The sequence below is a fragment of the Homoserinibacter sp. YIM 151385 genome (assembly GCF_027912415.1).
GTDB lineage: Bacteria > Actinomycetota > Actinomycetes > Actinomycetales > Microbacteriaceae > Schumannella.
Genome location: NZ_CP115175.1, coordinates 1,837,482 through 1,858,245, shown reverse-complemented (window position 1 = coordinate 1,858,245; position 20,764 = coordinate 1,837,482). Strand labels below are relative to the sequence as shown.

At 73.8% G+C, this 20,764-nt stretch carries 20 protein-coding genes and 1 tRNA gene; 11 read left to right on the top strand and 10 right to left on the bottom strand.

The window, feature by feature from the left end; all coding sequences use genetic code 11:
* Positions 1 to 2: 2 nt before the first annotated feature.
* Together OF852_RS09045 and OF852_RS09040 are read right to left on the bottom strand one after the other, a co-directional pair.
* Positions 3 to 2,468: a glycoside hydrolase family 65 protein gene (locus OF852_RS09045; protein WP_271121150.1), complete on the bottom strand. Its 2,466-nt coding sequence runs from the start codon at positions 2,466 to 2,468 to the stop codon at positions 3 to 5.
* Between the two features lie 26 nt (positions 2,469 to 2,494).
* Positions 2,495 to 3,256 carry an HAD family hydrolase gene (locus OF852_RS09040; RefSeq protein WP_271118837.1) on the bottom strand — a complete coding sequence of 254 codons (762 nt, stop codon included), beginning with the start codon at positions 3,254 to 3,256 and terminating at the stop codon, positions 2,495 to 2,497.
* Between the two features lie 262 nt (positions 3,257 to 3,518).
* Here OF852_RS09040 and OF852_RS09035 point away from each other — a divergent pair, with 262 nt between their 5' ends.
* Complete coding sequence (locus OF852_RS09035; protein ID WP_271118836.1) at positions 3,519 to 3,749, top strand: hypothetical protein; 231 nt, start codon at positions 3,519 to 3,521, stop codon at positions 3,747 to 3,749.
* A gap of 186 nt (positions 3,750 to 3,935) precedes the next feature.
* On the opposite strand, the gene OF852_RS09030 is transcribed toward OF852_RS09035, so the two are convergent.
* Positions 3,936 to 4,334: an ACT domain-containing protein gene (locus tag OF852_RS09030; RefSeq protein WP_271118835.1), complete on the bottom strand. Its 399-nt coding sequence runs from the start codon at positions 4,332 to 4,334 to the stop codon at positions 3,936 to 3,938.
* 127 nt (positions 4,335 to 4,461) lie between these two features.
* On the opposite strand from OF852_RS09030, the gene OF852_RS09025 reads away from it, so the two are divergent.
* From OF852_RS09025 to OF852_RS09010, 4 genes are all read left to right on the top strand, one after another.
* Positions 4,462 to 4,899 carry a nuclear transport factor 2 family protein gene (locus OF852_RS09025; RefSeq protein ID WP_271118834.1) on the top strand — a complete coding sequence of 146 codons (438 nt, stop codon included), beginning with the start codon at positions 4,462 to 4,464 and terminating at the stop codon, positions 4,897 to 4,899.
* A 93-nt stretch (positions 4,900 to 4,992) separates the two neighbouring features.
* Positions 4,993 to 5,065, top strand: a tRNA-Arg gene (locus OF852_RS09020).
* Between the two features lie 214 nt (positions 5,066 to 5,279).
* Entirely contained in the window at positions 5,280 to 5,732 is a 453-nt protein-coding gene (locus OF852_RS09015; protein WP_271118833.1) for a GNAT family N-acetyltransferase, read from the top strand.
* 54 nt (positions 5,733 to 5,786) lie between these two features.
* On the top strand, positions 5,787 to 8,033 hold the full coding sequence (locus OF852_RS09010; RefSeq protein ID WP_271118832.1) for a transglycosylase domain-containing protein: 2,247 nt from the start codon (positions 5,787 to 5,789) through the stop codon (positions 8,031 to 8,033).
* A 172-nt stretch (positions 8,034 to 8,205) separates the two neighbouring features.
* Here the strand turns inward: OF852_RS09010 and OF852_RS09005 are convergent, their stop codons facing one another.
* The 4 genes from OF852_RS09005 to OF852_RS08990 are packed head-to-tail and all read right to left on the bottom strand — an operon-like array spanning position 8,206 to position 14,123.
* Positions 8,206 to 9,342, bottom strand: coding sequence for a heme/hemin ABC transporter substrate-binding protein (locus tag OF852_RS09005; RefSeq protein ID WP_333781457.1), 1,137 nt, complete (start codon positions 9,340 to 9,342; stop codon positions 8,206 to 8,208).
* Positions 9,323 to 9,988: a biliverdin-producing heme oxygenase gene (locus tag OF852_RS09000; protein ID WP_271118831.1), complete on the bottom strand. Its 666-nt coding sequence runs from the start codon at positions 9,986 to 9,988 to the stop codon at positions 9,323 to 9,325. Before OF852_RS09000 ends, OF852_RS09005 begins: the two co-directional genes overlap by 20 nt.
* Positions 9,988 to 10,326, bottom strand: a complete 339-nt coding sequence (locus OF852_RS08995; protein ID WP_271118830.1) for a DUF2470 domain-containing protein — start codon at positions 10,324 to 10,326, stop codon at positions 9,988 to 9,990. The genes OF852_RS09000 and OF852_RS08995 overlap by 1 nt, the downstream gene beginning before the upstream one ends.
* Positions 10,323 to 14,123 carry an HtaA domain-containing protein gene (locus tag OF852_RS08990; RefSeq protein WP_271118829.1) on the bottom strand — a complete coding sequence of 1,267 codons (3,801 nt, stop codon included), beginning with the start codon at positions 14,121 to 14,123 and terminating at the stop codon, positions 10,323 to 10,325. The genes OF852_RS08995 and OF852_RS08990 overlap by 4 nt, the downstream gene beginning before the upstream one ends.
* A 175-nt stretch (positions 14,124 to 14,298) precedes the next feature.
* On the opposite strand from OF852_RS08990, the gene OF852_RS08985 reads away from it, so the two are divergent.
* The 4 genes from OF852_RS08985 (at position 14,299) to OF852_RS08970 (ending at position 17,411) form a co-directional block, all read left to right on the top strand.
* Positions 14,299 to 15,390: a FecCD family ABC transporter permease gene (locus tag OF852_RS08985; protein WP_271118828.1), complete on the top strand. Its 1,092-nt coding sequence runs from the start codon at positions 14,299 to 14,301 to the stop codon at positions 15,388 to 15,390.
* Positions 15,387 to 16,199: a heme ABC transporter ATP-binding protein gene (locus OF852_RS08980; protein ID WP_271118827.1), complete on the top strand. Its 813-nt coding sequence runs from the start codon at positions 15,387 to 15,389 to the stop codon at positions 16,197 to 16,199. The genes OF852_RS08985 and OF852_RS08980 overlap by 4 nt, the downstream gene beginning before the upstream one ends.
* 103 nt (positions 16,200 to 16,302) lie before the next feature.
* Positions 16,303 to 16,653 carry a gamma-glutamylcyclotransferase family protein gene (locus OF852_RS08975; RefSeq protein ID WP_271118826.1) on the top strand — a complete coding sequence of 117 codons (351 nt, stop codon included), beginning with the start codon at positions 16,303 to 16,305 and terminating at the stop codon, positions 16,651 to 16,653.
* Between the two features lie 59 nt (positions 16,654 to 16,712).
* The gene (locus OF852_RS08970; RefSeq protein WP_271118825.1) at positions 16,713 to 17,411 is read left to right on the top strand and encodes a hypothetical protein; all 699 of its coding nucleotides are present in this window, start codon (positions 16,713 to 16,715) and stop codon (positions 17,409 to 17,411) included.
* A gap of 42 nt (positions 17,412 to 17,453) precedes the next feature.
* Here OF852_RS08970 and OF852_RS08965 read toward each other — a convergent pair whose 3' ends face one another.
* Entirely contained in the window at positions 17,454 to 18,026 is a 573-nt protein-coding gene (locus tag OF852_RS08965; RefSeq protein ID WP_271118824.1) for a YdeI/OmpD-associated family protein, read from the bottom strand.
* 70 nt (positions 18,027 to 18,096) lie between these two features.
* On the opposite strand from OF852_RS08965, the gene OF852_RS08960 reads away from it, so the two are divergent.
* Together OF852_RS08960 and OF852_RS08955 are read left to right on the top strand one after the other, a co-directional pair.
* The gene (locus OF852_RS08960) at positions 18,097 to 18,552 is read left to right on the top strand and encodes a hypothetical protein (protein WP_271118823.1); all 456 of its coding nucleotides are present in this window, start codon (positions 18,097 to 18,099) and stop codon (positions 18,550 to 18,552) included.
* Positions 18,552 to 19,079 (top strand): DUF2087 domain-containing protein, encoded by a 528-nt coding sequence (locus tag OF852_RS08955; RefSeq protein WP_271118822.1) that lies wholly within the window; start codon positions 18,552 to 18,554, stop codon positions 19,077 to 19,079. Before OF852_RS08960 ends, OF852_RS08955 begins: the two co-directional genes overlap by 1 nt.
* Positions 19,080 to 19,174: 95 nt before the next feature.
* Here OF852_RS08955 and OF852_RS08950 read toward each other — a convergent pair whose 3' ends face one another.
* Together OF852_RS08950 and OF852_RS08945 are read right to left on the bottom strand one after the other, a co-directional pair.
* Positions 19,175 to 19,909, bottom strand: a complete 735-nt coding sequence (locus tag OF852_RS08950; RefSeq protein WP_271118821.1) for a glutamine amidotransferase — start codon at positions 19,907 to 19,909, stop codon at positions 19,175 to 19,177.
* Between the two features lie 60 nt (positions 19,910 to 19,969).
* Positions 19,970 to 20,764 carry a ferritin-like domain-containing protein gene (locus OF852_RS08945; protein WP_271118820.1) on the bottom strand — a complete coding sequence of 265 codons (795 nt, stop codon included), beginning with the start codon at positions 20,762 to 20,764 and terminating at the stop codon, positions 19,970 to 19,972.

Below are 20,764 nucleotides of genomic sequence, written 5' to 3'. Positions count from 1 at the left end.
GGCTACTCGGGCTCCTCGCCGACGAGCGGCGCGGGGATGCTCGCCGTGATGACCGAGCCGTCCGGGCGCCGCTGGCCCGCGATGTCGGCCGAGGCGGGCGTCCCCTCGATGACGACCCCCTGATGCGCGAGCGGCACCGAGACCGGCTGGCCCGGCATCACGACGACGGCGGAGCCGCGCACCGAGACCGTCACGGCCTCGCCGGACGCGATCTCGAAGGCGATCGCCTCGCGCGTCAGCGTGACCCGCAGCCGCGAGCCGCGCAGCGCGATGGAGAACGCCAGCTCCGTCCAGGCCTCCGGGAGGCGCGGATCGAAGTCGAGCTGCCCGTCCCGATCCCGCATCCCGCCGAAGCCGTTCGTCAGCGCGCTCCACACGCCGCCGGTGGACGCGACGTGGATGCCGTCCGCCGTGTTGCGGTGCAGGTTCGCGAGATCGACGTAGATGGCGGAGGTGAAGTAGTCGATCGCGAGGTGCGCGTAGCCGACCTCCGCCGCCACGATCGACTGCACGACCGCCGACAGCGTCGAGTCGCCGGTGGTCAGGGCGTCGTAGTACTCGAAGTCTCGGCGCTTCTCCTCGGCCGTGAACTCGTGGCCCTGCAGCCAGAGCGCGAGCACGACATCCGCCTGCTTGAGCACCTGGAAGCGGTAGATGACGAGCGGGTGGTAGTGCAGCAGCAGCGGCCGCTTGTCGTCGGGGGTGTTGTCGAGATCCCAGAGCTCGCGCTCCAGGAACTGCGCGTCCTGCGGGTGCACCCCCAGGCCCTCGTCGTAGGGGATGTGCATCGCCTGGGCCGCATCCCGCCACTCCGCGAGCTCCGCCGTGTCGAGGTCGACGCGCAGCGCCATCCGCGCGTAGGCGTCGGGGTCGTCGCGGAGCAGCCGGTCGCACATGTCGACGGCCGCCTGGAGGTTCGCCTTCGCCATGACGTTCGTGTACAGGTTGTCGTTGACGACCGTCGTGTACTCGTCGGGGCCGGTGACGCCGTGGATGTGGAAGCCGCGCACGCCGTTGCCCCGCCAGAAGCCCAGATCCGCCCACATGCGGGCCGTCTCCACGAGGATGTCGATCGCCCCGCGCGCCACGAAGTCGAGGTCGCCCGTCGCGTTGACGTACTGCATGAGCGCATGCGCGATGTCGGCGTCGATGTGGTACTGCGCGGTGCTCGCCGCGTAGTACGCGCTCGACTCGAGGCCGTTGATGGTCCGCCACGGGAACAGGGCGCCGCGCTGGTTCAGCTCGGCGGCGCGCTCGCGGGCGGCCGGCAGCATCCCGAGCCGGAAGCGCAGCGCGTTGCGCGCCACATCGGGGGTCGTGTAGCTGAAGAAGGGGAGCGCGTAGATCTCCGCGTCCCAGAAGTAGTGGCCGCCGTAGCCGGAGCCCGAGACGCCCTTCGCGGCGATGCCGCCGCCGTCGGTCCGCACGCTCGCCTGTGCGAGCTGGAACAGGTTCCAGCGCGTCGCCTGCTGGATGTCGGGGGCGCCCCCGATGCGGACGTCGGAGCGCTCCCAGAAGTCGGCGAGCCATGCCGCCTGATCGGCGAAGAGCTGCACGGCCCCCGCCTCGGCGGCGCGGTCGAGCGTGCGGTCGCAGCGGTCCGCGAGCTCGCGCGTCGGCACCCCGCGGGAGGAGTGGTACGTGACCGTCTTCGTGAGGCGGGCGGTCGTGCCGGGCGTCGCGCGGATCCGGTACACCTGCTTCGCGTGATCCTGGTCGAGGTGGGCCGACTGCTCCCACTCGTCGAGCGTCTCGAAGCGGTGGTCCATGCCCGCCGCGACCGTCATCCGGGAGTTCGCGGCGCGGTAGCCGAGCAGGTAGCGCCCGCCGCGCTCGCGGCTGAGCTGCGGGATGAGGACGCGCTCCGTCAGGGACTCCGCCTTGCGCGGGTCGAAGTCCTCGTCGCCCGAGAGCGGCTTCGCGCGGTACTCGTCGGTCGCGTCCTGGCGGTTGAGCATCTGGCTCGAGATGAGCACCGAGGCGTGCGCGTCGAGCACCGTCACCTCGTAGTCGATGACGCCGAGGTGCCGCTCCACGAAGGAGACCATGCGGCGCGAGCGGATGCGCACGTGCTTGCCGCTCGGGGTGCGCCACACGAGCTCGCGCGTCAGGACGCCCGTCTTCAGGTCGAGCGCGCGGCGGTACTCGGTGATGTCGGCCTCGAAGGGCACGAAGGGCTCGTCGTCGACGTAGAGGCGGATGATCTTCGCATCCGGCACGTTGACGATCGTCTGCCCGACCCGCGCGAAGCCGTAGGCCTCCTCCGCGTGGCGGATCGACCAGGTCTCGTGGAAGCCGTTGACGAAGGTGCCGTCCATGTGGCTGTCGCGGCCCTCGTCGAAGTTGCCGCGCATCCCGAAATAGCCGTTCCCCACGGCGAACAGGGTCTCGACGGCGCCGAGGTCGTCGCGGCGGAGCTCGCTCTCGATGAGCGACCACTCGTCGACGGGGAACCGCGTGCGGTCCATGGGGTCGGCGGTGATGCGGTGCACGGTCAGTCCTCTCCGTCGCGGCGGGATGCGCCGACGAGCACGTGGGTCAGCTCGGCCAGGTCGTCGACCACGAGGTCGGCGCCCGAGGCCGTCAGAGTGTCGGCGCCGACGCCGCGGTTCACGCCCAGCACCAGGCCGAAGCCGCCGCGGGCGCCCGCCTCGACGCCGGAGTGGGCGTCCTCGACGACGACGCAGTGCTCCGGGGCGATGCCGAGGGCGCTCGCCGCGTGGAGGTAGGTGTCGGGCGCGGGCTTGCCGGGCAGCCGCTCGGCGCGGGCGACCTGCGCGTCGACGACGAGCTCGACCCGGTCGAGGAGGCCTGCGGCGCGCAGCACCGGGACCGCGTTCGCCGAGCTCGAGACGACCGCCGCGCGGATGCCGGCGGCGAGGCCCGCATCCAGGAACGCGACCGAGCCCGGGTACGGGGCGACGCCGTGCTCCTCGAGCTCGCTCGTGAAGGCCGCGTTCTTGCGGTTGCCGAGCCCGCAGACGGTCTCCGCCTCGGCGGAGTCGGTCGGCTCGCCCTCGGGCAGCGTGATGTCGCGCGAGGCGAGCATCGCGCGGACGCCGTCGTAGCGGGGTCGGCCGTCGATGTACGAGAAGTAGTCGGCATCCGTGTACGGGCGCGCGTCGCCGCGGGCGGCGAGATACTCGGTGAAGAGCCGCGCCCAGGCGCGCATGTGCACCTCGGCGGTCGGGGTGAGGACCCCGTCGAGGTCGTAGAGGATGGCGCGGGCGGCGTCCAGCGGCAGCGGGGTGCGCATCGGTCCTTCGCTTGGTCTCGGGTGGTTCGCGGGATGTGGTGCGGGGTGCATCGGCAGGGATGCGCGTCGGTGCGCGGGGACCAGTCTTGCGCACTCGCGGCACCCGTCGGAACCGGCTCGCGCGGATTCGGCGGGGCGACATCCTGGGTGCGGCGGGTGCGCGAGGGCGGGGGGACGCGCGCTCGTCCCGCCGTGCGGGCGCGCGGGCGGCGCCGGTCCGCGCTCAGGAGGACAGACCGGGTCGTCGCGTAGGGTCGCGCGGGTGGACGTCCTCGCGATCATCGGCCGCACCGTGCAGCAGCTCGGCGTCATCGGCTTCGCGGTCGGCGTCCCCGTGCTCGCCGCCGCCCTGCTGCCCGTGACCTCCCGTCTGCGGGCGGACCGACGGCGCTCGCTCCGGCGCGCCGGGCTGTGGCTGGTGCTCGGCGGGGTGGCGCTCGTGCTCCTCGTGCCGCTCCTGCAGCTGGGCCTCGCCGCCCTCGGGCTGCGCTAGCCGCACACGGCCGTCCCGCGCGCGCCCGTCCCGCGCCCCCGTCGAGCTCCGGTCGGCCGGACGCCGTGAGGGGTCCCATATGACGGGATTCGGGTGCCCGAACCGGTCATTCGGGACCCCTCACGCGCGGGGCGCGCCCCGATGGGCCGGGACCGGGAGGCGGTGGCGCGGGCGCGAGCGCCGCCGTCAGCGTCGGCGGGGCTGGGCCGCGAGGCGCCGGAGGATCGTGAGCGCGTCGTCGGCTCGGTGCACGGGCACCACGAGATGGTCGTGGCGGAGGCCCGCGATGACGTTGCAGGGGATGCTCGCGTTCGCGAGCGCGCCCGAGACGGCCGCGGTGAGCCCCACGAGGTCGAGCGCCGAGTCGACCGAGAGGGTGATCCAGGCGCCGACGAAGTCGTAGGAGATGCCGCGGGCGTCCGCCTCGGCCCGGCTCATCACGACCGACAGGCCCTCGGGCTCGCGGACGCTCGCGAGTACCTCGACCTCGGGCGGGAGGCCGTCGCCGATCGCGAAGACGACCTCGCCCTGCCGCACCTGCGGCTCGAGCGAGCGCATGATGTCGACGATGTCGGGCCGGGCCATGCCCGGCATCCTCCCACGCGATCGGCGCCGGATGCGAGGCGACGGGTTCCTGCCGTCGGCCCGCGACGGCCTGCCAGACACGGCGGGATGCGGTCGGCGGCGGTGCGGGAGGCCGTAGCGTCGCGGCATGACCGACACCGCCGCGACCGAGCCGACCTCGCACGAGCAGCTCCCCGCGCCCGCCCCGCTGCCCGCTCTCCTCGAGACGATCGACACCTATTTCCGCGCCCTCCACGCCTGCGACGTCGACCTCCTCGACGCGGCCTTCGACCCGCGCGCCTCGCTCTTCGACGCGGACGGCGGCGAGCTCCTCGCGGAGCCCTACCCCGAGTGGCGGGAGCAGGTCCGCAGCCGCCGCTCGCCGGCCGATGCCGGCCAGAGCCGGCACGACGAGGTGCTGCTCGTCGACTGGCTCTCGCCCCGGATCGCCGTCGTCAAGGTGCGGCTGCGCATCCTCGACGAGGTCTTCGTCGACCATCTCAGCCTCGTGCAGGGCGCCGACGGGCGCTTCCGCATCGTCGCGAAGACCTGGCACTCCCAGCGTCGGCTGCCCGGCGCCGCCTGAGCCGGTGAGCTCGATCGATGGATCGGGTACCCCTCGTGCCGTGATATCGTCGTCAGGTTGCGTTCGCGACATCCGATCGGCTCTGCCGGTCATGCGCCCGTAGCTCAACGGATAGAGCATCTGACTACGGATCAGAAGGTTGGGGGTTCGAATCCCTCCGGGCGCACACTGGTTGAGACAGTCCGAAGGCCCCCGCATCGCGGGGGCCTTCGTCATTCCCGCGCTCCTCGTCCGAGCCGTCGGCGGAGTGCGCCTGTTCTGCAGGAGATCCCGAGCCGGACACGCATCCGATGGCGGGCTGGGCCCGGCGGTCCTGCAGAACGGCGACATCGGCGGCTGAACCGACGCCTGAGCCCCCGCCGCTCCGCTAGCGTCGGCACGTGACCGTCGACATCCGCCGCGCCCCCGCCGCCGAGCTGGACCCCGTGACCCTGTACCGCATCCTCGAGCTGCGGGTGCAGGTCTTCATCGTCGAGCAGGCCGCCGCCTACCCGGACCTCGACGGCCGCGACATCGAGCCCGGCGCGGAGCTGCTCTGGGCCGAGGAGGACGGTCGCGTGCTCGCGACCGTCCGCGTGCTGCACGAGGGGGATGCGATGCGGATCGGGCGCGTCGCGACGGCGCTCGAGGCGCGCAGCCGCGGCGTCGCGAGCACGCTCATGCGGGCCGCCGTCGAGCGCTGCGAGGAGCTCGCCCCGGCCTCCCCGATCGAGCTCGGGGCGCAGGCGCACCTCGCCGACTGGTACGGCCGCTTCGGCTTCCGGCCGACCGGCGAGCTCTACGAGGAGGACGGCATTCCCCACACCGGGATGCGCCGCCCCGGACTGGGGTGACCCGAGCGGTCCATTCCGGGTGAATCTCCCCGCGGGCTGACGTATCCTCCGGGCATGGACCTCGGATCTCGACTGCGCCGCACGCTCGCCGCGCTCGCGGGGATCGTCGTCGCCTCGGTCGTCGCGGGCGCCCTCGTCGCGGTCATGCTCGCCCCCGCCGTCGTCCTCACCGGCAGCGCCGCCTCGAGCACCATCGGCGTCTTCGAGTCGCTGCCCGAGTACATCCAGATCGGCCAGCAGAAGCAGCGCAACGAGATCCGGATCAAGAAGGCGGGCGGCGGCACCATGCGGATCGCCCAGGTCTACGACCAGAACCGCGAGGAGATCCCGCTCGAGAAGATGAGCGACGCGCTCAAGCTCGCGGCCATCTCGGGCGAGGACCGCCGCTTCTACGAGCACAACGGCATCGACACGAACTCGGTCGGCCGCGCGCTCGTCGGCGTCGTCACGAAGCGCAAGGACACCGGCGGCGCCTCGACGCTCACGATGCAGACCGTCCGCAACATCCTGCTGCTGCGCGCCTTCAACGACGACTCGCTCTCCGAGGAGGAGCGGGCGACGGCCCAGGCGGAGGCGACCGAGCCGACCGCGGGCCGCAAGCTGCGCGAGATGAAGCTCGCGATCGGGCTCGAGAAGGCGTACTCGAAGGACGAGATCCTCGCCGCCTACCTCAACATCGCGAACTTCGGCGGCAACACCTACGGCGTGCAGGCGGCCGCGCAGCAGTACTTCTCGCGGCCCGCCTCGAAGATCACGAACGCGCAGGCGGCGAGCCTCATCGCGATCGTGCAGAACCCGACCACCCGCGGCCTCCAGAACCCGAAGAACTTCGAGCGCAACCAGGCGCGCCGCGACTTCATCCTCGACCGCATGCTCGCCGACGGGAACATCACCCAGGAGGAGCACGACGAGGCGATCGCGATCCCGGTCGACGAGAAGTTCCTCAAGCAGAGCAAGCCGTCGAACGGCTGCTTCGCCGCGAAGAAGGACTACCAGTGGTTCTGCGACTACGTGGTCCGCTCCGTGCCGCACCTCGAGTCGCTCGGCGACAGCCCCGAGGAGCGCCTCGCGAACTGGAAGTACGGCGGCTACACCCTCTACGGCTCGCTGAGCTCCGGGCTGCAGAAGGTGGCGCGCCAGACGGTGCGGCAGTACGCCGACCCGAACGCCGCCACCTTCAACCTGGGTGCCGCGGCCGTGACCGTCCAGGTCGGGACGGGCCGCATCCTCGCGATGGCCCAGAACCGCGACTTCGACAACCGCAGCAAGCCCGCGAAGGGCACGACCGCCGTCAACTACACGAGCGACTTCGAGCACGGCGGCTCGGCCGGGTTCCAGCCCGGCTCCACCTACAAGCCGTACACGCTGCTCGCCTGGCTGGATGCCGGCAACAGCGTCAACGAGGGCTTCAACGCCGGCATCACGACGCTCGATCAGGCGGCCTTCGCAGACCGCTGCAACGGCGCCTCGGGCGGGCAGTACAAGTTCCGCAACGACGCCTACGAGACCGGCCGCTACACGGGCGTCTCCGGCACCGCCGCCTCCATCAACTCCGTCTTCCTGCAGATGGCCGAGAAGCTCGACCAGTGCGACATCCGCGACATCGCGCGCTCGATCGGCGTGCACCGGGCGAAGGGCGCCGCCGACGGCAGCGACCTCTCCACGCTGCCCTCCTGCGTCATCGGGGGATGCGAGAACAACATCGCGCCGATCACGCAGGCGGCCGCCTACGCGGCGATCGCGAACAAGGGCGTGTTCTGCAACCCGATCGCGGTCGAGAAGGTCGTCGGACCGGATGGCGCGGAGCTGCCCGGCGAGGATGCGAAGTGCCACCAGGCGCTGAAGCCGGGCGTCGCGAACACGGCCGCCTACGCGATGCAGCAGGTCATGTTCGGCACGGCCGGCGCCTCCAACCCGAACGACGGCACGCCCTACATCGGCAAGACGGGCACGACCGACGAGTCGGTCCACACCTGGATGGTCGGCTCCTCGACCCGCGCCGCGACCGCCGTCTGGGTGGGCAACGCGAAGGGCAAGGTCGCGATGCGCAGCGCCGCCGTCAACGGGCGGAGCGCCGCGCTGCTGCGCCACTCCATCTTCCGGCCGATCGCCCTGCGGGTCGACGCCTCCCTCCCCGGCGGCGCCTTCGCGGCGCCGGACCCCGAGCTCATGCGCTACGTCCCCGGCTACTTCCCGGCCCCGCCGAAGCAGGACGACGACGAGGACGACGACCGCGGTCGGGGTCGCGACCGCGACCGCGGCGGTCCCGGCAACGGGCGCGGCGGCCCCGGCCGCGACTGACCGCGCGTCCCGGCCTCCCGAGCTCGGCACGGGCCGGTTCGCGCACCGTGAGGGGTCCCATATGACGGGTTTCGCGGCCCCGAAGTCGTCATATGGGACCCCTCACGGGATGCGTGCGGACCCCTCACGGGATGCGCGTGGGCGGGATGCGGGTGCCGGGCGCCCGGAGCGCTCAGCGCGCGTCGGGAGCGTAGATCGCGACCGCGAGGGCGTCGAGCACCTCGGGGGTGCGCGGCCCGAAGGCGAGGATCTGCCCGTCCTCCATGTCGACGATGCGGCGCTTCTCGCCCGCGGTCGTGAGCGCGACCGACGGCTGCGCCTCGAGGAGGCCCTCGACGCCGCCCGTCGACTCGAGCCCGTGCGTCATGACGAGGATGAGGTCGGGGTCGGCGGCGACGAGCGCCTCGTCGGTCATGGGCCGCATCCCCGTCCAGCCCTGCTCGCCGGCGATGTCGATGCCGCCGAGCGCCTCGATGAGCGAGTCCGCGCCCGACTCGGCGCCGAACAGGTAGTAGATGCCGCTGCCGCCGCGGATGTAGAGGAACACGATCCGGAGCCGATCGCCCGGGTCCGCCGGCGCGACGGCCGCGATCTCGGCGGCCTTCGCCTCGATCGCCTCGTCGAGCGATCGCGCGAGCTCCTCGCCCGCGTCGGGCACGCCGAGTGCGGCGCCGACCTGGCGGGCCAGCTCGGCGGGCGCGTCGAGCCCCGTGCCCGGGTCGACGTAGACGACTGAGATGCCGACGTCGCGCAGCTGCAGCACGACGTCGTCGGGGCCGATCGAGCCGTCCGTCACGACGACGTCCGGCTGGAGCGCGATGACGGACTCCGCCTCGACCGTGTGGCCGTCGCCGGTCACGACGGGGAGCTCGGCCGCTTCCGGAATGGTCGTCGAGATGTCGCGGCCGACGACGCGCTCGCCGAGGCCGAGCGCGAAGATCGTCTGCGCGACGGAGCCCGAGATGTCGATGCCGAGGATCCGCTCGGCGGCGTCGACCTCCACCTCCCGCTCGCCCTGCAGGTCGTGCGAGGTGACGGTCGCGGGCAGCTCCGGCTCGCCCGCCTCGACCGACAGCGCCGAGCCGCCGCCGGGCAGCAGCGCCGTCGAGGGGCCCTCCCAGTCGTGCGGGTCGGCGAGCGGGCTCGCGTCGGCGAGGCGGACGGTGCCCGCCTCCGCCGCTTCGACGGCATCCCCGGAGCCCGCCATGCAGCCGCTGAGGAGCGCGACGACGGCGGTCGCCGCGAGCAGCGCGCCGAGGCGGGCGGGGCGGCGGGGGATGCCGGGGCGCTCAGGCGAGGACGTGCGCACGGGCCAGGTCGCCGAAGACGGCGGTGTTGAAGGCGTAGGCGCGGAGCACCTCGGCGATCATCGTCTCCTGCTCCTCGCCGCTCCACGTCTCGGCGAGCGCATCGAGGCGGGTGCGGTACTCGTCCTTGTACGCCTTCGGCTTCTCGATGCCCTCGAAGCGGTAGAAGCGCACGCCGTCGGCCTCGTAGCCGAAGCGGCGCTGGAGGAGGGTGCGGATGATCTGCCCGCCCGAGAGGTCGCCGAGGTAGCGCGTGAAGTGGTGCGCGAGGTAGGCGACGGGCTCGGACGCCGTCTGCCGCACGCGCGCCGCGTACTCGGCGGTCGCGGGGAGCGCCGCGAGGATGCCGTCATCGCCGTCCGGGTCGACGCCGAGGTGGCGCAGGTCGGCGACGATGCTCGGCACGCGCTCGAGCGCCGGATCGAGGAGCCCGCCGAGGGGCAGGCGGACCGCCGCCAGGCGCCCCGTCTCCTCGATCGCGCGGTAGATGTGGAGGTGCTGCGCCGCGAGGGCGGCGTAGTCCTCCGCGCCGCGGGTCCCGTCGAGCAGCTCGGCCATGAAGGTCGCGCCCTCGCTGGTCTCGTGCCCCGACCAGGTGCGGGCGCGGAGCCGCGCGCTGAACGGCTCGGGCTGCGTGGTCTCGCTCATCAGGACTCCTCGGTCTCGGCGTGGTGGGGGTGCTCGGTTTGCTCAGCGGCGCGGTGGCGGGGGTCGTTCCCGCCGGTCGCGATGCGGTGCAGCTCGACGACGGCGCGGCGGAGGTCGGCGCGCTCGCGCACCTCGATCGGCCACGCGACCCGCAGGGTGCGCCCGCCCTCGGGCTCGACGACATCCCACACCCCGGCCTCGCGGTCGAGGTCGACCATGCTCGCGGCGATCGCCTCGGGGGCGCCGTGCGCCTGCACGATCTGGAGGCTGTCGCGGCCGTGGTCCTCGTTCATGTGGCGCAGGACGGCGGTCGCGACCTCCGGCTCGAAGCGGCTCATGCGCGCCGCCCGCGGGCGCGGATCGCGAGGACGAGGACGACGGCGGCGATGAGCGCGGCGAGGGCGATCGCGGCGATCAGCCATCCGTCGATGCCGCCCTGGTCGGCGGCCGGCGCGAGCTCGGCGGCCGCGTCGTCGGCGGGTGCCGCGGCGGGCGCCTCGGGCTCGTCCGGGGTGTCGGCCGCGGCGCAGTCGGCATCGACCTGGATCGACAGGTCGACCGGGTCCAGCTCCTCGCCCGGCTCGTAGGTGCCGAAGGCCTCGGCGCCCTGCGTCGTGAGGGCCGCCGGGGCGTCCTCGACCGTGTAGACGCCGTCGGCGACGACCGCCTCCGAGAGGTCGAGCTCCGCGAAGCGCACGGCCTTGACCGCCACCGCCTCGCCGCCCTGCGTCTCGCCCGTGACGTCGAGCAGGAGGTACGCGGTGTCGCCCGCGAGCTCGAGCGCCGGGTTCGCGACGGTGGTGTCGAGGACGCCGCCGTGGCCGGTGAAGCGGATCGCGCCGTCGAAGGCGACGAGGCCGGAGCCGGCCGCCGCATCCAGGTCGCCGCTCGCGCCCGTCCAGGTGAACTCGGGGGTCGCGTAGGCGACGTCGCCGCTCGTGGTCCACTCGCCCTTCGCGATGGAGCCGGAGATGTAGGAGCGGAAGGAGGCCTTGACGCCCCAGACGAGCTCGGCGGAGCCGACCGCGCAGCCCTCGGCCGTGCGCGTCCCGATCTCGAGGACCGCACCGCGCGCGACCGAGCCCTGGATGGTGAGCGTGTGCGTGCCCTCGAGGCCCGCGGGGAGCCGGCCCGTCCAGCTCGCGGCGCCCGAGGCGTCCGCCGTCACGTCGTCCGCGAGCAGCACGGGGTCGGAGTAGATGACGACCTTGATGCCGGTCTCGCCGGGCCGGAACCCGGTCGCGCCGATCGTCACCTCGTCGCCCGCGACGAGCTCGCCCTCGCCCCACTCGACATCCAGCCCCGTGGTCGCGGGCGGGGTCGTCGGGATCGCGGAGGAGGTGTCGGCCGCGGCGCTCGCGACGAGGCCCGTCGAGCCGCCGCCGACGACCCCGGCCGAGTTGCGGCCGATCGTGAAGGAGACGGGGTCGAGGCGCTCGCCGGCGGGGTAGAAGCCCTGGAAGGCGGACACGCCCGCCGCGGTGAGGGTCGCGGGGACGCCCGTGTAGCGCAGCGCGCCGCCGCTCGTCGAGCGGGTGCCGCCGCCGAGCGCGAGGTCGGCGAGGACGATGCGCGAGCCCGCGACGGTCGCGGTGAGCTCGCCGCGCGTCGCCGAGACGACGCGGACGGCGGGGGAGGCGATCGTCAGGTCGAGCGCGCCCTCGTGGCCGGTGAAGCGCACCGCGCCCCGGAAGGCGGCGCTGCCGGTGCGCGCGTCGTCGGCGAGCTCGGCCTGCGACTGCGGGAAGACGAAGCGGCCGTCGGAGGCGGAGGCCGCCCCGCCCGAGACGGTGATGGCGCCCTTCGCGATGCCGCCCGTCACGTAGCTGCGGAAGCTCGACTTGACGCCCCAGCGGAGCTCGCCGGCGACCTTCGTGCCGCTCTCCGGCCCCGCCTTCTGGACGATGGTCACGGTCGAGCGGGCCGTCGTGGACCCGGCCCAGGCGGCATCGCCGCTGACGAAGACGGTCTGCACGGTGTGCGCGCCGATCGCGAGCTTCGAGGTGCGGTAGTCGATGGCGCCCGACTCGGAGGTCTCGACGACCTCGCCGTCGACGAGGAGCCGGAGCTCGCCGACCGCCTCGGCCGGCTGGACGGCACTGCGGATGCGGAGCTCGGCGCCGGCCTCGACCCGGCTCGCGGAGAGCGTCTGGGATGCGGTGGTCGCGGTCGGGGCGACCTCGGGCTCGCGGATGCCGAGCGGCGTCCAGGTGTCGAGGCTGCGGTCGGTGATCGAGAGGCCGTGGGCCGCGAAGGTGGCGACCCCGTACTCCTGGGCGGCGTCGACGGCCGCGCCGGCGGGCAGCGTCAGCGTGGTCGTGAACGTGCCGTCGACGATCTGGGCGGGGCGGACCCAGCCGCTCGCGATCCAGCCGGCCTGGCCGGGGGTCTGCCCCGGCTGCCAGGCCGCCTTGGTGCCGAGGTTGACGTAGGCGCCGTTCGCGGCGCCGGGGCCGGTGAAGCCGGAGCCCGTGATGGTGATGACGGTCGCGACCGCGGGGTCGAGGTCACGCGCGGGGCTCACGGTCACCTTCGGTGCCACGGCGGGCGCGGCGAAGGCGATGGGCGTGAAGGTGTCGAGCGTGCGGTCGGTGACGGAGAGCCCGTGGGCGGCGAAGGTCGCGACGCCGTAGGTCTCGTCGAGGTCGGCGGCGGCGCCCGCCGGGAGGGTGAGAGTCGTGGTGAAGGCGCCGTCGATGATCTGGGCGGGGCGGACCCAGCCGCTCGCGATCCAGCCGGCCTGGCCGGGGACCTGGCCGGGCTGCCAGGCGTCGGTGCCGATGTTGACGTAGGCGCCGTTCGCGGCGCCGGGGCCCGTGAAGTGCTCCCCGGTGATGGTGAGGACGGTCGCCGCCTCGCGGTCGATGCCCGCGGAGGGCGTCACGGTGACGCTGGGCTTCGGCGCGGGTGCGCGGAAGGCGATGGGCGTGAAGGTGTCGAGCGACCGGTCGGTGAAGGCGAGCTGGTGGGCGGCGAAGGTCGCGACGCCGTAGGTCTCGTCGACGTCGGCGGCGGCACCCGCGGGAAGCGTGAGGGTCGTGGTGAAGGCGCCGTCGACGATCTGGGCGGGGCGGACCCAGCCGCTCGCGATCCAGCCGGACCCTGCCGGGACCGTGCCCGGCTCCCAGAAGGAGGCCGCGCCGAGGTTGACGTAGGCGCCGTTCGCGGCGCCCGCCCCCGTGAAGCCGGTCCCGGAGATCGTGAGGACGGTCGCGGCCTCCCGGTCGATGCCCGTCGAGGGGCTCACCGTGATCTTCGGCGCCGGCGCGGCCTTGAAGGAGAGCGGCGTGAACGTGTCGAGGCTGCGGTCGGTCGCGGAGAGCGCGTGGGCGGCGAAGGTCGCGACGCCGTAGGTCTCGTCGGGGTCGACGGCGGCGCCGGCGGGGAGGGTGAGGGTCGTGGTGAAGGCGCCGTCGACGATCTGGGCGGGGCGGACCCAGCCGCTCGCGATCCAGCCGGCCTGGCCGGGCACCTGGCCGGGCTGCCAGGCCGTCTTGGTGCCGAGGTTGACGTAGGCGCCGTTCGCGGCGCCGGGTCCGGTGAAGCCGGTGCCGGAGATGGTGAGGACGGTCGCGGCGGTGCGGTCGATGCCGGTCGAGGGGGAGACGGAGACGGCGGCGTCGACGGCAGGGGCGGGCTCCGGCTCAGGCTCAGGCTCGGGGTCGGGGTCCGGGGCGGCGGCCGTGAACGCGAGCGCGCTCCAGGTGTCGAGCGTGCGGTCGGTGACGGAGAGGCCGTGGGCGGCGAAGGTCGCGACGCCGTAGGTCTGCGCGGCGTCGGCGGCGGCGCCGGCAGGGAGGGTGAGGGTGGTCGTGAAGGCGCCGTCGACGATCTGGGCGGGGCGGACCCAGCCGCTCGCGATCCAGCCGGAGGAGGCGGGGACGCTGCCCGGCTGCCAGGTGTCGGCCGTGCCGATGTTGACGTAGGCGCCGTTCGCGGCGCCCGGCCCGGTGAAGCCCGCGCCCGTGATCGTGAGGACGGTCGCGACGTCCCGGTCGATGCCGGTCGAGGGCGACACGGAGACGGTCGGCCCGTCGGCGGCCGCGGCCGGGGCGAGGCCGGCGCCGAGCGCGGCGCCGATCGCGAGCACGGCCGCGAGGAGCGCGGCGAGGGGGGTGCGGAGTGCTGTGGGCATGCGTGGACGTCCTGTGGCGAGATTCGGAGGGTGCGGGATGCGGCGACCGATCGGGTTCGGCGCGCGAGATGCGGCTAGGGTAGGTATGCCTTACCTATCCATGGCTGACCCTATGGCGAGGCCAGGCCGGTTGTCAAAGGCTAGCCTTGCCTAACTTCTGCGATATCGTCCTCGGGTGACCGCGACCAGAGCCGAGCCGCAGCGCGCCGCCGCGACCGTCGGCCGGGCCGCCCGCCGCATCCGCATCGGCGCGGTCGCCGCCGTGCTCGCCGGGGCCATCGTCCTCGCGATCGTCGTCTCGGCGGGTGCCGGGCAGCTGGCGCTCGCACCGGGGGAGACGCTCCGCGTGCTCCTCGCCGGGCCCGATGCCGCATCCGCCGGGCACGGCATCGACCCGGCCTCGGCGGGCGCCGTCTGGACCATCCGCGTGCCCCGCATCCTCCTCGCCGCCCTCGTCGGCGCGGCGCTCGCCGTGAGCGGCGGACTCATGCAGGCCGTGTTCGCGAACCCGCTCGCCGACCCCGGCGTCGTCGGGGTCTCGGCGGGTGCCGCGCTCGGCGCCGCCCTCGCGATCGTCCTCGGCTGGACGGCGCTCGGCAGCTGGACGGTCGCCGCGGCCGCCTTCGTCGCCGCCCTCGGCACCACACTCTTCGTCGTCGCGACCGCCCGCGCCGAGGGCCGCACCGAGGTCGTCACGCTCGTGCTCACCGGCATCGCGATCACCGCCTTCTCGGGCGCCGGCCTCGCCCTCATGACCTTCCTCGGCGACACGACGACCCGCGAGCAGATCGTGTTCTGGCAGCTCGGCACCCTCGGCGGCACGCGCTGGCACGAGCTCGCGGTCCTCGCCCCGATCGCGCTGCTCGGCATCGTCGCCGCCGTCCTGCTCGGGCGCCGACTGGACGCCCTCGCGCTCGGCGAGCGGGAGGCGGGGCATCTCGGCGTCGACGTCGAGCGCCTCCGCACCATGACGATCGTGCTCGTCGCGCTCCTCACCGGCACCGCCGTCGCCTTCACCGGGATCATCGGCTTCGTCGGGCTCGTCGTGCCGCACATCGTGCGCATGGCGATCGGCCCCGCGCACCGCCCCCTCCTCGCCGTCTCGGCCCTCGGCGGGGCGCTCCTCGTGCTCGCCGCCGACACGACCGCGCGGACCGTCGTGCCGGGCGCCGAGCTGCCGATCGGGATGCTCACGACCCTCATCGGCGGGCCCTACTTCTTCTACCTCCTGCGTCGGATGCGCCGCGCGACGGGATCCTGGGCGTGAGCGCCGCGGAGCCCGTCGAGCCGGTCGCCACGGCGCATGCCGCGAGCGGCATCCAGGCGCGGGGGATCGTCGTGCGCCGCGGCGGGCGGGTCGTCCTCGACGGCGCGGACCTCGTGCTCCGGCCCGGCGAGCTGCTCGCCGTCGTGGGACCCAACGGCAGCGGCAAGTCGACGCTGCTCGAGGTGCTCGCGGGCGATCGCGCCCCCGAGGCGGGCGAGGTGCTGCTCGACGGGATGCCGCTCGCGGGCGTCGCGGTGCCGGAGCGCGCGCGGCGGCGGGCCGTCATGACGCAGCACCAACGCGTCGCCTTCGCGTTCCGCGTGCGGGAGGTCGTCGCGCTCGCGCGCGCGCCCTGGCGGGGGAGGCCGGAGTCGGCGGGCGACGAGCGCGCCGTCGCCGAGGGGCTCGCGCGTGCCGACGCCGAGCACCTCGCGGAGCGCGCCGTGACCGAGCTCTCCGGCGGCGAGGGCGCGCGCGTCGCGCTCGCGCGGGCGCTCGCGCAGGAGTCGCCGACGATCCTGCTCGACGAGCCCACCGCATCCCTCGACCTCGCGCACCAGGAGGCCGTGCTCGGCGTGCTCCGTGCGGCGGCGCGTGCCGGGTCGGCGGTGCTGGTCGTGCTGCACGACCTGGATGCCGCGGCGGCCTACGCGGACCGGATCGCGATCCTCTCGGGCGGCCGGATCGTCGCCGACGGCCCGCCGGCGGAGGCGCTCGACGAGACGCTGCTCGAGCGCGTCTACGGCTGGCCGGTGCGCGTCGCGCCCGAGCCCTCCGGCCGGCTCGGCGTGCGGCCGGTGCGGGCCTAGTCGCGCCCCCTCCCGGTCCGCTCGCCGCCAGGTCGACCGCACCATGCCGCCGATGCTCGTCCGGCCCGCGCGGGATCGCGGGTCGCCGCCTTAGCGTGAGGGCATGACGCACGCGCTCTTCTCCTTCGGCACCCTCCGGCTCGATCGCGTGCAGCAGGCGCTGTTCGGCCGCGCCGTCCCGACGACGCCGGACGCGCTCGCGGGCGCCCGGCTCGGGGAGGTGCGGATCACCGACCCGGCCGTCATCGCCGCGAGCGGGACCGACCTCCACCCTGGCCTTCTCCTCGATGCGGACGCCGGATCGCGCGTCGAGGGCGCCGTGCTCGAGCTCGACGATGCCGAGCTCGCGGCGGCGGACCGCTACGAGGAGGCCGCCTACCGCCGCGTCGAGGTCGCGCTCGTCTCGGGTCGCGCCGCCTGGGTCTACGTGCCGAAGGCGCCGCCGGAGGGCTGACGCGTCCAGGCGAGCGGAGTACCCTGGCACGCTGACACGGGGGCCACCCCGCCACGCCCATGACGAATCGCACCCAGCCGAGCGCCCGCCGCCGCACCCAGACGCCCATCCGGCGGCGTCCCGGCGTGCGCATGGGCCGTGTGCCGCTCGCGCGGACGCGTATCGGAGCCGGGCTCGCCGCCTTCGCGCTCGTCGGCAGCGTCGCCGTCGCGGCACCGGGAGTCGCCCTCCCGGCCTTCGAGGAGGAGGCCGTCATCGACGCGCAGAGCTTCCAGGTCTCGGACGCGGTCGCCTCCGCGCGGGTCGCCCCGCGCGACGAGGTCGGCACCGCTCCCGGCTACGAGGCGCTCATCGCGGGCGGCACGAACGAGGACTGGGCGAAGCTCGTCATGCTCTACGGCGGCTGGCCGATGACGCAGTCGAACGTGACCGTCATGATGCGGTGGATGCGGCAGGAGAACTACGAGAAGAACTGGTGGCAGCGGAACAACCCGCTCAACAACGGCTTCGGCTCGGGCGGCGGCTCCGGCCTCGGCAGCTACGACGACCTGAACATCGCCGCGGAGATGGCCGCCGACAACCTCAACAGCGGACGCTACCCGGAGATCGCGGCCGGCTTCGCGGCCTCCGCCCCGACCGAGCAGATCGAGCGGGCCATCTGGGCCTCGCCCTGGGCTTCCAGCCATTACCAGAACGGCGCCCACTGGCACTATCACGACTACGACGTCGTGCGGGCGCCGGCGGACGCCTGGCCGTAGGCCCGGCGGCCGAGCCCCGCCTGCGCCTGTATCTGCGGGCGCTCAGCGCAGCGTGCGGCCCGCCGCGAGCAGCGCCGCGTACTCGCGGACCCGTCGCTCGCGCGTCTCGGCGCGCTTCAGCGAGGTCAGCCGGAAGATGAACGGCCAGCGCGCCGTCGAGCCCAGCGCCGCCCACGCGGCCGCCGCGGCGGGATCCGCGTCGATCGCCGCCTGCAGATCGGCCGGGGTCTCGACGCCCTTCTGGCGGTAGGCGGCATCCCAGCGCCCGTCGGCCTTCGCGCGGTCGATCTCCGCCTGGCCGGCCGGCCGCATCCGCCCCTCCTCGATGAGGCGCACGACGTGCTCCCGGTTGACGATCGACCACGGGCTGGCGCGGCGACGGGGCGTGAAGGCCTGCACCGAGAACTGCGTGTCGTGGCTGCCCGCCTGGCCGTCGATCCAGCCGTGGCAGAGGGCGACATCCAGGGCCTCCTGCCGCGTGAGGCCCGGATCGACGGCGCCCTTCTTGCGGATCAGGAGCCGCACGCCGTCGGGATCCGGCGAGCCCGCGAGGTACGCCTCCCACTCCGCCGGCGTCGTGAACGGCAGCAGCGGCTTCTCGGCGAAGGAGGACATGGCCGAAGGCTACCCCCGGCCCCCGACTTGGGATGGGGCGGCGGATCAGGCATTCCGATACCCTGAGTGGGTGGATGCCCGGGCCGTGACCGAGGACCTCCGCGCCCGACTCCAGCGTCTCAACATCGGCCATCAGGTCGAGTTCGTCGCCGGTGCGGCCGCGGAGGGCGTCATCGTGCGCGGGCCCTACGCGGATCCGGTGACCGTCGTCGAGCACGCCGGCAACTACCAGCTCGTCGCCTCCGACGCCGCGGGCCAGACGAAGGTCATCGACACCGAGATCTCGGCGACCGCCTCGACCGAGCTCGTCGCCCTCTACCTCGCCTTCCATTCGCTGTGGGCGATGAAGCGCCTCGTCGACCGCCACGGCCCCGAGGCCGTCGCCCGCACGATGCCCCAGCTCTCCACGCACCAGCAGCTCGTGATCGCCTTCATCGCGGGCTCGATCGCCTCGAGCGACCAGAACGCCGCGTCCTACGCGCAGGGTCTCCTGCAGAACGCGACGACCATGCTCCAGGAGGCGTGATGCCGGCGGGCGCGATCCGGGTCCTCGGAGCGCTCGCCGACCCCGCGCGCCTGCGCTGCCTCGCCGCCCTCCAGGGCGCCGTGCCGGAGGGCCTCGGCTTCGCCGCCCTCGCCGCGGAGCTCGGGATGCCGGAGTCGCGAGTGCGCAAGCTCGTCGCCGTGCTGGCGGGCGCCGGCCTCGTCGAGCCGGGACGTGCCGGCGTGGTCGCGGTCGCCGGTGCGGTCGCGGCCGCACGGGAGGCGGCGCTCGCCGAGCTGCCGCTCGGCTCGCTCGCCGCCGAGGAGCCCCGGCTCCGGACGGTCGCGCCCGACGGGATCGTCGAGCGGCTGCCCGTCGACGCGGCGCTCCGTCGCGAGCTCACCGAGCGCATCGCCGCCGTCCTTCCGCGCTTCGAGCGCGCGAGCGAGGACGAGCTGATGACGATGCTCGCGCCGATCACGACCGACCCTGCGCTCGTCCGCCGCGAGCTCGTCGACCAGGGGCTCCTGGAGCGCTCCGCGGACGGCGCCGAGTACCGCCGGCCCTGATCCGCTGGCCACCGGCGTGCGTAACGTCGGACATTCGGCCCGCGATCGCCGTCGTCAGCGCTTCCGGCGGCCGGCGTCCGCGGTTGCGCACACCGTCAGCCTGCGTATCGCTCCGCGAAGCCGCGCAGCACGAGGTGGGACGCGCGCACGTCCGCCGCGGCCACCCGGGCCGCGACCGCATCCACCTCGTCCGCGGGGAAGTAGCCGCTCGTGCGGTAGAGCGCGACGCGGGCGAGCATCGCGGTCGCATCGAGCTCGGGATGGAACTGGGTCGCGTACTGGTGGGTGCCGACCCGGAACGCCTGCACCGGGCAGGCGGCGCCCGTCGCGAGGAGGACGGCGTGCGGGGGCAGCTCGCTCACGGCCTCCTTGTGCCCGACGAAGGCGTCGAAGACGCGGGGGAGGCGGCCGAACAGCGGGTCCGCCTCGCCCTCGGGGGTGAGCGTGATCGGCACGGCGGCGGTCTGCTCGCCGAAGCGTCGGTCGATCGTGGCGCCCTGGTGGAGTCCGAGCGTGCCGATGCCCCAGCAGGCGCCGAGGAAGGGCGCGTCGGCCGCGATCACGCGGTCGAGGAGCTCCGCCACCTCGTGCTCGACCCGCAGCTGCGCCGCGCTCTTCGACTCGACGGGATCGGTGGAGGTGTATGGGCTGCCCGCGAGGAGGATGCCGGCGTAGTCGGCGGGATCGATCGACGGCAGCGGCGCCTGCTCGGCGCGGACGTGCTCCAGCCGCTCGGGCTCGAGGCCCATGAGCCGCAGGAAGAGCTCCCGCTCGCCGCGCGCGGCGACGTCGTCGTCGCGCGTCGTCACGAGGAGGAAGGGGCGGGGCACGCTTCGAACCCTAGCGCGGGCGCGAGGAGGGGGATGCGGCGCCCGGGCGCCGACGCGCGATCAGCCCCGGATCCCGCGCTTCTCGAGCGAGTTCTCGACGATCGTGAGGCCGTCGAGGCCCGGCAGCTTCGCGATGTGCGCGTCGATGTCGCGGATGAGCTTGCGCCCCTCGGGGCCGGCGAAGAGGTGGCCCATGACGTGCGTGACCTCGTCGTCGTCCATGACACCGGAGCCGACCGGGCCCCAGGCGTTGTTGAGCGCGAACCGCGCGATGACGCGCGCCTTCTTCGACTTCGCGAGGCGGTCGCGCGCCTGCGAGGCGTAGAAGGCGACGTGCTTCGTCTCCTGCTGCGCGATGCGCTTGAGCAGCGGCGACAGGGTGGGGTGCGACTCCATCGCGGCGAGGCGGTGGTACGCGGCGTTCGCCGACCACTCGTTCGCGGCGCCCCACGCCATGTGGACCGCCACGAAGTCCATGCCGACGAGCTTGCCCATGAGGCTCTGCTTGATCGGGTCGAGGCGGTCCTTCCAGCCGAGCTTGAGGCGCGTCGCCTTGAGCTGGTCGAAGTCGACCGTGATGCCGTGCCGGTCGAGCACCGCGGCGAGCGCCTCGCCGTGCCAGAACTCCTCGCGGTTCCACATGGTCATGAACGCGCCCACCTCGGGCTCGTTGTGCGAGGGGGTCGTGAGCATGTCGCGCATGTAGCAGACCGTGTGGTACTCGATGTCGCACATGTAGCGGAGGGTGCGCAGGGTCGACTCGGGCAGGGGGTCTCGATCGAACTCGTCGAAGTCCAGATCGGCCCACTGCACGCCGACCGAGTTCTTCGTGTACTTGTCGATGTCGAACGCCAT

What these genes read in the sequence shown, in the direction of transcription:
- OF852_RS09000 (WP_271118831.1), bottom strand. Translation starts at nt 9,988, where the DNA reads ATGAGCGAGACCACGCAGCCCGAGCCGTTCAGCGCGCGGCTCCGCGCC.
- OF852_RS08995 (WP_271118830.1), bottom strand. Translation starts at nt 10,326, where the DNA reads ATGAGCCGCTTCGAGCCGGAGGTCGCGACCGCCGTCCTGCGCCACATG.
- OF852_RS08945 (WP_271118820.1), bottom strand. Translation starts at nt 20,764, where the DNA reads ATGGCGTTCGACATCGACAAGTACACGAAGAACTCGGTCGGCGTGCAG.
- OF852_RS08965 (WP_271118824.1), bottom strand. Translation starts at nt 18,026, where the DNA reads ATGTCCTCCTTCGCCGAGAAGCCGCTGCTGCCGTTCACGACGCCGGCG.
- OF852_RS08975 (WP_271118826.1), top strand. Translation starts at nt 16,303, where the DNA reads ATGACGCACGCGCTCTTCTCCTTCGGCACCCTCCGGCTCGATCGCGTG.
- OF852_RS09030 (WP_271118835.1), bottom strand. Translation starts at nt 4,334, where the DNA reads ATGGCCCGGCCCGACATCGTCGACATCATGCGCTCGCTCGAGCCGCAG.
- OF852_RS09040 (WP_271118837.1), bottom strand. Translation starts at nt 3,256, where the DNA reads ATGCGCACCCCGCTGCCGCTGGACGCCGCCCGCGCCATCCTCTACGAC.
- OF852_RS09025 (WP_271118834.1), top strand. Translation starts at nt 4,462, where the DNA reads ATGACCGACACCGCCGCGACCGAGCCGACCTCGCACGAGCAGCTCCCC.
- OF852_RS09010 (WP_271118832.1), top strand. Translation starts at nt 5,787, where the DNA reads ATGGACCTCGGATCTCGACTGCGCCGCACGCTCGCCGCGCTCGCGGGG.
- OF852_RS08970 (WP_271118825.1), top strand. Translation starts at nt 16,713, where the DNA reads ATGACGAATCGCACCCAGCCGAGCGCCCGCCGCCGCACCCAGACGCCC.
- OF852_RS08990 (WP_271118829.1), bottom strand. Translation starts at nt 14,123, where the DNA reads ATGCCCACAGCACTCCGCACCCCCCTCGCCGCGCTCCTCGCGGCCGTG.
- OF852_RS09045 (WP_271121150.1), bottom strand. Translation starts at nt 2,468, where the DNA reads ATGGACCGCACGCGGTTCCCCGTCGACGAGTGGTCGCTCATCGAGAGC.
- OF852_RS08955 (WP_271118822.1), top strand. Translation starts at nt 18,552, where the DNA reads ATGCCGGCGGGCGCGATCCGGGTCCTCGGAGCGCTCGCCGACCCCGCG.